The sequence below is a fragment of the Alicyclobacillus suci genome, assembly GCF_017329615.1.
GTDB classification, from domain to species: domain Bacteria; phylum Bacillota; class Bacilli; order Alicyclobacillales; family Alicyclobacillaceae; genus Alicyclobacillus; species Alicyclobacillus suci.
The window spans coordinates 1-10,986 of sequence record NZ_JAFMTW010000065.1; the positions used below are offsets into that span (position 1 = coordinate 1).

General features: G+C 48.3%; 10 protein-coding genes. 7 read left to right on the forward strand and 3 right to left on the reverse strand.

Features of this window, described 5'->3' with window-relative positions:
- Window positions 1-127 precede the first annotated feature (127 nt).
- The 3 genes from J3482_RS18510 to J3482_RS18520 all read left to right on the forward strand — a co-directional run bounded on the left by J3482_RS18510 (window position 128) and on the right by J3482_RS18520 (window position 2,533).
- Window positions 128-709 (forward strand): alpha/beta fold hydrolase, encoded by a 582-nt coding sequence (locus J3482_RS18510; RefSeq protein WP_236018380.1) that lies wholly within the window; start codon window positions 128-130, stop codon window positions 707-709.
- A 44-nt stretch (window positions 710-753) separates the two neighbouring features.
- Window positions 754-1,533: an N-acyl homoserine lactonase family protein gene (locus J3482_RS18515; protein ID WP_206919778.1), complete on the forward strand. Its 780-nt coding sequence runs from the start codon at window positions 754-756 to the stop codon at window positions 1,531-1,533.
- 355 nt (window positions 1,534-1,888) lie between these two features.
- Window positions 1,889-2,533 (forward strand): GntR family transcriptional regulator, encoded by a 645-nt coding sequence (locus J3482_RS18520; protein WP_146823668.1) that lies wholly within the window; start codon window positions 1,889-1,891, stop codon window positions 2,531-2,533.
- A gap of 92 nt (window positions 2,534-2,625) precedes the next feature.
- On the opposite strand, the gene J3482_RS18525 is transcribed toward J3482_RS18520, so the two are convergent.
- Window positions 2,626-3,585 (reverse strand): D-2-hydroxyacid dehydrogenase family protein, encoded by a 960-nt coding sequence (locus J3482_RS18525; RefSeq protein ID WP_146823666.1) that lies wholly within the window; start codon window positions 3,583-3,585, stop codon window positions 2,626-2,628.
- A gap of 277 nt (window positions 3,586-3,862) precedes the next feature.
- On the opposite strand from J3482_RS18525, the gene galE reads away from it, so the two are divergent.
- Entirely contained in the window at window positions 3,863-4,894 is a 1,032-nt protein-coding gene (galE, locus tag J3482_RS18530) for a UDP-glucose 4-epimerase GalE (RefSeq protein WP_146823664.1), read from the forward strand.
- An 85-nt stretch (window positions 4,895-4,979) separates the two neighbouring features.
- Here the strand turns inward: galE and J3482_RS18535 are convergent, their stop codons facing one another.
- Window positions 4,980-5,525 carry a helix-turn-helix domain-containing protein gene (locus J3482_RS18535; RefSeq protein ID WP_146823662.1) on the reverse strand — a complete coding sequence of 182 codons (546 nt, stop codon included), beginning with the start codon at window positions 5,523-5,525 and terminating at the stop codon, window positions 4,980-4,982.
- 157 nt (window positions 5,526-5,682) lie between these two features.
- Window positions 5,683-7,065, reverse strand: coding sequence for an APC family permease (locus tag J3482_RS18540; protein ID WP_328702756.1), 1,383 nt, complete (start codon window positions 7,063-7,065; stop codon window positions 5,683-5,685).
- 230 nt (window positions 7,066-7,295) lie between these two features.
- Between J3482_RS18540 and J3482_RS18545 the strand changes: the two genes are divergently transcribed.
- From J3482_RS18545 to alr, 3 genes are read left to right on the forward strand one after another with little or no spacing between them, the layout of a single operon-like run.
- A complete protein-coding gene (locus tag J3482_RS18545) occupies window positions 7,296-8,318 on the forward strand; it encodes a dipeptidase (protein WP_206919775.1) in 1,023 nt (340 codons plus the stop codon).
- A gap of 25 nt (window positions 8,319-8,343) precedes the next feature.
- Window positions 8,344-9,459 carry an alanine dehydrogenase gene (gene ald / locus J3482_RS18550; protein ID WP_146823660.1) on the forward strand — a complete coding sequence of 372 codons (1,116 nt, stop codon included), beginning with the start codon at window positions 8,344-8,346 and terminating at the stop codon, window positions 9,457-9,459.
- A 27-nt stretch (window positions 9,460-9,486) separates the two neighbouring features.
- Complete coding sequence (gene alr, locus J3482_RS18555; RefSeq protein WP_146823659.1) at window positions 9,487-10,638, forward strand: alanine racemase; 1,152 nt, start codon at window positions 9,487-9,489, stop codon at window positions 10,636-10,638.
- Window positions 10,639-10,986 lie beyond the last annotated feature (348 nt).

Here is a 10,986-nt window from a genome sequence, read left to right on the forward strand (position 1 = left end):
CCAACAAGAAAGTGACGCCCATCAGCCGTTGACTAGATTGTGAGCATGATGCGACACATTCCGAAGAGGGGATTTTACACAGCATTTTGGACTTGATCTTGGGCAATGGTGGAATCACCACTATCGACTGACCACAGATCTTTATGTGAAGTGGGTACGCCACTTTATTCAGCTTCTTGGAATTGAACGTCCTGTCATCATGGGGAGTTCAATGGCTGGCGCCATCACTTTGTATCTGGCTGCGGAATATGGCGAGGAATTTAGTGCCGCAATTTCGTTAGAGGGCGGATTTGACACAAGCGGTCGCTACGTACCGTGGACGAACCACCCCAAAGTTCATGCAGGGCACTTCTTGCAATCGTGGGTCAGTGGTTTAATGGCTCCACACAGTCCGGAAGACATGAAGCGTTTGACCTTATGGCAGTATGCACAGGGCGGACCGGGTGTTTATCAAGGTGATACCTACTTTTATAGCGTGGACTGGCCGAATGTGGCAGGGCGATTGGGGAGAGCTAAATGTCCATTATGGGTGTTGACAGGAGAATACGATTACTCGTGTACGCCTGATAGCGGTAGGAAAGCTGCGAAAGCGCTGGGAGGATTATTTATTGAGATGGCGAATATTGGCCATTTTCCAATGTCAGAAAACCCAGCATTGTTCTTAGAGTATATTCACCCCGTACTGGATCAAATTTTGCATCTTAAATAATTTAGAAAAAATAAGATAGGCATTCTCGGTGAGGAGGTTACATTGTGAAATATCAAGTATACGCTATACAGTATGCCACACGGGCGGCAAGAAGCAGCGAAAATTTCTTTGGACATCATGATATACATGAAGATAATCCAATGCCACTGAGTTATTATATCTGGGTCGCCGTTTCGAATGAGCACGTGGTCGTGATTGATGTTGGATTTACACGTGAAGTGGGTGAGCGCAGAAATCGAAACTATTTTCGCTGTCCAATTGATACGTTGAAATGCTTAGATATTGATCCGAACGAAGTCCCTTATGTAGTCATTACGCATATGCATTACGATCACGTGGGTAACGCGCATAAATTTCCGAATGCTAGATTTTTTGTGCAAGAGTCAGAGATGGGGTTTTGGACTGGTAAATATGCATCAAAACCATTTTTTAGAGGACTCGTGGAAGAGGAAGACGTCGTTCATCTTGTGCGCGAAAACTTTAGAGGCCGCCTACATTTTGTTGATGGTGTAGAAGAAATTCTTCCTGGCATTACCGTGTATCGAACAGGGGGGCATTCTGCTGGTTTGCAAGTAGTTAAGGTCACTACAGAACAAGGTAGTGTGATCTTAGCGTCTGACGCGACGCATTTTTATCGAAATATTGATGAAAACCGCCCATTTTCTATTGTTCATAACTTGGCGGAGATGTATCAGGCGTTTGAAGTGGTTCGTAGCCTACAAGATGAGTCAAGTGTTATGATTCCAGGACATGACCCATTGGTGATGGAGCAGTTTCCGGTAGCTCGACCGGGGTTAGAGGGAATTGCGGTTAAAATTGGGTAAAATAACAAAAGAATACCTTGCTTATGTAACCCCTTACTTACAACCCGCAGCACCGCGTGCTGCGGGTTGTTTGTGTGATTTGGGCTACATTGATGAAAGAGAGATAGTTAGCCTACGTGTATGATTCTTTTCGGTGTCCTGTACAAGTCTGCTCATCTGTCATTGCCATGGAATATTTGTGGGGGTAACATTAAGTTCTAGACAATCTATTGAAAAGTGGGAAGACTGGGAAGGGGACATTTATCATCGTTTGGTAAAGCTCTTCCCATCGGTCTTGATGATAGATGATTAGAATTTTCCTACTGCATACAGTTAATGTAAGTTGACGGCTAAAACATTCGAGGGAGATAGGCTATTGGAGCAAAAGACAACAGTTGCCTCTCAGATTGCTAACGAATTGGCACTCAGAATATCTAAGGGGATGTTGCATCCTAATCAACACCTTGTTGAAGTGGCGATTGCTGAGGAATTTAAAACGAGCCGGGCACCTGTCCGAGAAGCTTTGCTGATGCTTGAAAAGGACAGGTTAGTAGAGCGCCAACCACACCGGGGGTTCGTCGTAAAAAAATTCTCAAAGCAAGAGATACATCAGTTGTATGATGCGACATTCCGTTTGGAAGAGATAGCGATGAAAAAGGCAATAGATAATGTTACACCAGAGAATATAGCGTTTCTTGAGGACTTACTGGAGAAGCAACGTGAAGCCATGGAGAACGATGATGTGGTTCGCTATTATGCGCTGAATGAGCAATTTCACGCGTATATTTTATCGATTGCCAACAATCAATTTATTACAGAAATGCATCAATCTCTTCGGAGATCATCTCAACCCTTGAGTTTTTTGAATATAGGGCAAGGGAGCAATATGAAGCTATCGTATGAAGAGCATTCAAGACAATTGGAAGCGCTTAAGAAACGTGACTTGGAATATGGGCTTCAAGCCATTCGAGATCAAGAGGCGCGTTCAGTCAAGACGCTGGACATCTTCTATATTGAGTAAACGATGGGTGGGGCAAAGTTAGGATTATCCCTCTTTGCCCCGTTTTCTGAAAGTGGTGAACACGATGCGCGAGCGGCACAACACACCCCATCTCAGTTCAATCGCCGCACAGGTGAGCCAGCTAAGAAGGCTGCGATGTCTTCGACTACCTGGCGAAACCATGCGCGATAGGTATCTTCGCTCACATATCCGATGTGGGGCGTGGCTAGGATGTTGGGCAATGTGCGTAAGCGGTGGTCGGGCGGCAGTGGCTCTACTTCGAATACATCCAGTCCCGCGCCAGCAATACGTCCATGTTCCAGTGATTCAATGAGTGCACTTTGGTCAACAATTGGGGCGCGGGACGTGTTGATTAGGTAAGCGGACGGTTTCATCAGCGAGAGCTCCCGCTGTCCAATGAGTCCTCTAGTTCTGTCGCTGAGTACGAGGTGGATGGAAACAAAATCGCTGGATTCCAGTAATGCCTCTTTCGACGGCATAAGCTCGACACCTACTTCTTTTGCCCGTTCGGCGGTTAAGTTTTGACTCCACGCGCCGACGCGCATCCCAAAGGCCAGCCCGATGCGTGCCACTTGGCTTCCGATGCGGCCAAGACCTAAGACGCCGAGCGTGCGGCCGTGGAGATCTGTGCCCACTGTGCTCTGCCAGCGTCCGCCACTGCGCAGTGTCTGATTTTCTTCCACGATATGTCTGGCAAGTCCAAGGATAAGCGCCCACGTTAGCTCGCCTGTGGCAAAGGAACTCCCCTCTGTTCCGCATACCGTCACGTTGTGGGCGCTTGCGCCAGCGATGTCGATGGCCGCATTGCGCATTCCAGTGGTTACAAGCAACTGGAGTTTTGGTAGGCGGCGGAAGATAGATGCTGAGAACGGTGTGCGTTCACGCATCGCTACCACAATATCAAAATCTTGAATGGTGTCGACTAGTGCATCCTCGTTGTCGATGTGATGGTGGAACGTGGTGATATCCACTTTGTCCGTGACAGGTGTCCAGTCGGTTATGGATGCTGCGACTTGTTGGTAGTCGTCTAATACGGCGCAACGCAACTTCAAATGATAGCCCCTCCGTTCCAAATACATAAAACCCGCGATGGCGTGAATGTAAGCGTTTGTTATACTAGGGGATAAAACAAGTACGTATTTTTTCCATTATAGCAGAACGAGCGGTTCGATAGCCTATAAATTTTCATTAGTACGATTTTTTAGTACGATTCTTTTTTTGCCACATACCATGATTGGCCAATGGCCCAAAATTCCCCACGCGTGCGTCTCCTATGTTATAAAGTGTATAGCGTATCAAATTGCGCATGAAGGAAACGAGGCGACGTCGATGAAAGTTTTAATCACGGGTGGAGCTGGGTATATTGGCAGTCATACCTGTGTTGCGTTGTTGGACGCTGGACACGATATCGTCGTGTTGGATAGCTTTGCGAATAGTAAACCGGAGGCTCTTCGCCGTGTTGCGGAGATTTGTGGCAAGGACTTTGCAATATACAATGTCGATTTGTTGAATCAATCTGAAGTCGAGGACGTATTTGCCCGGGAAAAGCTAGATGCCGTCGTCCACTTTGCGGGGTATAAGGCTGTTGGGGAGTCCGTTTTACAGCCGCTGAAATATTATCACAACAATTTTACGGGGACGGTCATTTTGTGTGAGGTGATGCAGAAATTTGGCGTCACCAAAATGGTATTTAGCTCGTCGGCAACTGTGTATGGAACGAGTGATGATGTTCCTTTTACGGAGGACATGCCCGTTGCGGCCATTAATCCATATGGGCAGACCAAAGTGATGCTAGAGCAGGTATTACGAGATCTCTGTGAGGCAGACAGCGCCTGGTGTGTGGCGGCACTACGCTATTTCAATCCAGTTGGGGCGCATGGAAGTGGGCTGATTGGCGAAGACCCGAACGGGGTTCCGAGCAACTTGCTCCCGTACGTCACGCAGGTGGCGATTGGCCGATTGCCAGAGTTGACGATTCATGGCAATGATTACCCAACGCCAGATGGAACGTGCATTCGCGACTATATCCACGTGATGGATCTCGCCGAAGGCCATGTTAAAGCCCTGGAGAGCCTCGTGGACAAGCCTGGCTTTGAAATTTACAATCTCGGTACGGGTGTTGGAAGCAGCGTGCTTGAAGTGGTTCACGCCTTCGAGGCGGCGTCTGGGGTCAAGATTCGGTGGCGCATTGGCCCGCGTCGCCCGGGTGATGCACCGGTGAGTTATGCGGATGTGTCCAAGGCGCAGCGCGAGTTAGGCTGGCGGGCGAAGTATAATCTCGTGCAGATGTGTGCCGATGCTTGGAACTGGCAATTAAAGAACCCGAATGGGTTTGCGGGAGAAGCCGAAGCAGGTTTGTGACGGATTGATAACAGCATATGTACTCAGGAGTCGATGTCAAAATGGACGGTAGCCATTTTGATGTCGGCTCTTTCTATTCCTAGGTTTAAAAACTGGGTGGCGTCATCGCCCACACAGATCTGCAGGTTTTTTGGCCAGGGTTACGAAAGCGATGAGGAGTTGAAGAGGGGAAACAGATGCTGTCCCCTTCACTGAGATGAATTTCCTGATTTCCAAGTCGTATGTCCAGTTCACCTTCAAGAACTAAACCACATTCTTCGCCTGCGTGACTGACCATTCCTTCCGGATCATGAATCGTACCGGGCTCAATCTCAACGATTAGAAATTCTATCTGACCTTGTAGGTTTGGGCTCAACAACTGATACCGAACGTTGGAATTAGAAATTTGGATGATTTTTCGCTGTTCTTTGCGCACAACCATGCTTTCATCTTTCTGGTTCTCGAAAAAATAATGCATAGGGATGTCGAGCTTTTGGCATATTCTCCAAAAAACTGTGAGTGTTGGCGTGACCTTTCCACGTTCAACCTGGCTGATGAGGCTTTGACTAACGCCACATGCTTCTGCTAAATCCTTGATAGTGAGTCCTTTTTTCTGTCTGACGTCTCGCAGTTTTATGTAGTCAAACTCCATGGAGCGCTCGATTCCTTTCAATTTAGACGGCAAAATAGTGTGTGATAAAAGTATAGCAAATATTTAACAGGTTGGGGGGAGAGAAAAATGAGTACAACGCTCATTGCCGATGTACTCATTTCTCAGGGAGGATATGGGGGTTAGGATCATGAAACGATTAGTGACGAACCGTCGTGGCGGTTTTGTCAGTAGTGGATGCTACGCCATCTTTCTTCCACCGCAGGTACGCAAACCAGTAAATGACGGCGATGGCGATGATGATAGCTGTTTTGAGTAAGTCACCCAGCCCTTGTTGGGTGAGTGCGAGAATCACACCGACAATGGCGATAACAGGCGGAATTGGCCAGAGTGGCATGCGAAACGGCCGATCAGCTGAGCGGTTTTTATAGCGATGAATCAAGGCCGAAGTGGCGATGAGTAAGTAAATGACGACGATAATCACACCAGTGAACGTAATCAAGTTGTTTAATGAAGTGAAGTAACACAAAATGGCGTTGCCGATGCCAAGAAAAACGAATCCCCACTTTGGGACATTGTGGCGATTCATACTGCCAAAAAAGCGATTGATAGGCCTCGGCCAATTGTCTTGCCTAGCTGTGTCTAAATAAATTCGGGCATAAGCAAGATTGCCACTTAGGCCGGTGTCAAACATCGCAATGACAACACCGATAATTAAGATGGTAGCACCAATATGACCAGCACTGGATTGTGCAATATAAGTTAACGGGGCACTTGATTTCATGGCCTCGGAGAGGCTAGGCATGGCGAGCGTAGATGAGATGACACCTAATAATTCGGTGACGACCGAGGCAATTACGGCGACCATGACTGCACGAGGTAGCACGCGTTTAGGCTCATGCGTTTCCTCAGCAAAGTAAAGCGGCCAGTCGTAACCATTGAATGCGAAGAGCGCGGGAACGACTGCTGCAAGTAATCCGGCCATGCCTGTATTGATTAGATGGCCCTGTGCATTCACTGTGGTTGGATGAAAGATAAACGAGACGGAGTGGCGTGCTCCAATGAATGTAATTACAATGAACGCAAAAATGACGGCCAGTTCGATGATGAGCATCGCCATTGCGACCCAACTGGCTGCACCAATGCGTTCGAGGGAAAACCAGGTGACAATGCCCATCATGACAACTGCGGCCCAGTTGACTGGAATTTGTGGAACGAGTGAGTTCAAATATGTCGCCGAGGATACGAGAATACTTGCAGTCACCACGACACCAAGTACGAGAAATAGGAGTGCTGCAATAAAGCCAAATGGTTTACCTAATGCGCAGCGAACAATTGTATATGCACCGCCGGCCCCGGGGAAAACCGAACCCAATTCTGCGTAGCAGAACGCCATCGAGATGGCAATACAGGCACCGATGACAAATGCCCAAAAGACGCCAGTCCCCGCTGATGACAGTCCTTCTCCATATACCAGGAAAACCGAGGTTGTTGGGGAAATGGCTGCGATAGCAATTGCAACAACTTGTTTCATACTTAATACTTGCTTGAACTCTCCTTGATTGTGTTTTTCGGAATGCACGCAATTCCCTCCTTCATTCGTGTCATGACGATGTAAGCAATTCATGTAGGTGTTTCGATTCAATATACTATAATTTCTGAATATATGATTCATTATATTTATCAGGCGATCTGTGTCAACGGACAAGTCGTTTAAATTTCTTTATAATAAAATTAGTTTGCAATAATTTAAGTATATTGATATATGTGTTGTGCACTTCTATAATGAGCCAATAGAAAGGTGGGCGGTGTGTGCGTGATCAAATGACGCCTGTTTTCGATTTGCACTCGGATATTCCCACGGATATTGCACGTAGAAGGGCCCAGGGTGAGCATAACGTTTTCCGAACACACCATTATCCGCGTTTGCGGGCGAGCGGTGTGAAAGCTGTCGTGTTTGTACTCTGGGTAGAACCTGAGCATCGGCAACGGAGCGCATATCGACTGATTGAACTGCTTGGTGCGCTGCTGGCCGATTTTCATGAATGTTGCGATTGCGTGGAAATCGTGAAAGACCAAAAGTCGCTTCAAAATGTGGTAGCGGCTGGTAAGGTTGCTGTTGTTTTAGGTGTCGAGGGGATGACATTTGTCGAACAGTGGTGGCTTCAGGGGACACAGTATAGGGACGAAGAAGAGGCTCTGAAAGAACAGTTTGCATTATCGATGGGTATCTTACGCCAAGCAGGATTGCGTCACGCCATTTTGGTCTGGGGCGAACAGAATGCCATCGCGAGTGGACCTGGAACTTTTTTCAATCCCACCGGGCGCACGGGATTAACGACGTTTGGGCGAAACGTCGTGGAACGTCTAGCGGAAAGCAAAATCCTGATTGATGTGTCCCATCTGGACGATCTTTCGACAGAGGAGGTACTCGATGCTGCGCCGGGTATTGTTATCGCTTCGCATTCGAACGCCCGTGCGCTTTGCGACCATCCCCGTAATCTTGCAGACCGTCATTTGCGAGAAATCGGCCGTAGAGATGGAATTGTTGGACTGAACTCGTACGCAAAATTTGTTGATGAGGATAAGGCGGACATGGATAGATTTATTGATCACCTTATCTACATTGCAAATCTAATTGGCATCGAGCACGTTGCTTTTGGCTTTGATTTCATGGACTACTTGCCGAATATCTACGGGTTTCCGGAACGGACTGAGGGATTGTGGCGCGTGGAAGATGTGCCGGGGCTTTTAAACAGGTTGATTGTACGTGGATTTTCTGAACAGGAAATCGCGCAGGTCGCCTACTACAATGCATTGCGGATATTGGGCTGAGACTGCCGAATTGGGAGGGGATACCATGATTATTGGTGTACCGAAAGAAATTAAAAATAATGAAAACCGTGTTTCACTGACGCCTGGGGGTGCAAAACTCCTCGTGCAGCAGGGGCATCGCGTGTTGGTTGAACAGGGTGCAGGTTATGGTTGTGGATTTCGCGATGAGGAATATGCACAAGCTGGTGCAACTTTAGTTTCGCACGAAGCGGCCTGGATGGAAGCAAATATGGTGATGAAGGTCAAGGAACCACAGCCGACAGAGTATCGCTTTTTCCGAAAGGATTTAATCTTGTTTACCTATCTGCACCTTGCTGCGGAACCGGAGTTAGCGCGCCAACTCGTGGAGAAGGGAACCGTAGGGATTGGCTATGAGACCGTTCAAGCGGCAAATGGCAGTTTGCCCCTGTTGGCGCCAATGAGTGAAATTGCTGGGCGCATGGCGCCGCAAATTGGCGCGCAGTTCTTGACGAATTACTATGGTGGATCAGGTGTGTTGCTTGGTGGCGTCCCCGGCGTGCGTGCCGCGAATGTCGTCATCATTGGCGGCGGGACCGTTGGTACTAATGCAGCGAAAATTGCAGTGGGTATGGGGGCGCATGTGACGATTCTAGATAAGAGCGCCGACCGCCTAGCGTACCTGGATGATTTATTCGATGGCCGCGTAGAAACCGTTATCTCCACCGAAGACGAGATTGCTACGTCCGTTCAAACTGCTGATCTGTTAATCAGCTCTGTTCTAATTCCGGGTGCGAAAGCACCGAAATTGGTGACGACGGCGATGGTACAGGCGATGAAGGAGAGGGCTGTGATTGTCGATGTCGCTATTGACCAAGGGGGATCGGTCGAGACCATTGATAAAATCACAACCCATGAAGACCCGGTTTACACGAAGTATGGCGTGATTCACTATGCCGTAGCGAATATACCCGGTGCTGTGGCACGGTCATCCACATTGGCACTGACGAACGCAACATTGCCATATGCGCTGCAGATTGCGAGGGAGGGTTGGATGAAAGCTGCACAGGACAATGCGGCACTTCGTCCTGGTGTTAACACGGTCGCGGGTTACATCACGCATCCCTCTGTTGCGGCAGCACTTTCGATGCCATTTGCTGACCTCACATCGATGATTTCTTGATGAAGCGATGAGGAAGGGGATTGCACTATGATCCATTTTACGAAGGAACAGCATTATCGCGACACCTGGGCAGAGGTGAATCTTGATGCCATCCGGCATAATGTTCGTGCCGTACGTGCGTGTGTGGGGCTCGATACGCTCATCATGGCGGTCGTCAAGGCGAATGCATATGGACATGGTGCGTCCCCAGTCGCAAAGGCTGCTATAGAGGCGGGGGCAAATTACCTTGGCGTCGCCACCTTGGACGAAGCTATTGCGCTGCGAGGGGCTGGTATCGAACGGCCCATACTTGTGTTGGGGTATGTGTCCGGGGAATACGCAATCGTCGCCGCTCGGCAGGGGATTGTGTTGACTGTCGTTGGATTACAGCACGCGCAGGAACTGGTCGCAAAGTTTCCACGTGGGCAAGCGATTGACTTACATGTTCATCTCAAACTAGACACAGGTATGGGTCGACTGGGTGTACGTACCGCCGATGAACTGGCGATGGAAGTGGAAGCGATATCCGCCCATCCTAGTATCTATATTGATGGTGCTTTCACACATTTCGCACAGGCGGATTCAGCAGACAAAACGTACACGATGCAGCAGTTGCAACAGGCGAATGAACGATTTTGTGCTCTCCGAAATACGTTGGGTCTCAACAACGCCGAATCATTGATTCTTCATGCAGCAAATTCTGCAGCGATTCTTCAGTTCCCGGACAGTTACCTAAACATGGTGCGACTCGGTATAAGTTTGTATGGCGTGTATCCTTCGTCAGAGGTCAACCGGGATCGGATAACTTTACGACAGGCCCTAACGATGTACACCCGAATCGCCTATTGTAAAGTTGTGCCTCCTGGAACTTCCGTCAGTTATGGCAGGACCTTTATCACTAAGCAAACGATGAAAGTGGCTACGTTGCCTGTCGGATATGCAGACGGGTATCATCGGTCTTTATCCAATCGAGGTTATGCAGTCGTGCGAGGAGTCAAGTGCCCGATTGTAGGAACGATTTGTATGGATCAGACGATGATCAATGTGAGTCAAGTCGATGGCGTTGAGGCTGGCGAAGTCGTCACGATATACGACGAGCAGACACTTCCTGAACTTGCAGATTTGGCGCAGACGATTCCGTATGAACTTTTATGCTCTATTTCACCTCGCGTTCCTAGAAGGTACGTCGAGGACGACTGAGTCCTCACGTGGATGCACGTAGGATAGCGAACATGCAAGTAAGAACTACTCGGAATCGTGTATACATAATCGTATAACTATTCAGTTTTGCATAGTTCATTGGGGTCATATTCTCCAAGGTGGTTATTCAAAGATGCATAGCGTCCCCTTGGTTAGAGTCTCAGGTAGTGGTGTAAATTCCACGGCTAGATCTTGACGAAAAAGCCATCGAGTGCAATCTACTAAAAGTGTCCAGCAAATAGTAGAGGGAGGCACATCGATGGCTTCTACAGACAAGATCGCACTTTTGGAGCTCATTCGCAAGATCGGATTAGAAGATGGTGATGTGGATTTCTTGAAGGAGGGGCT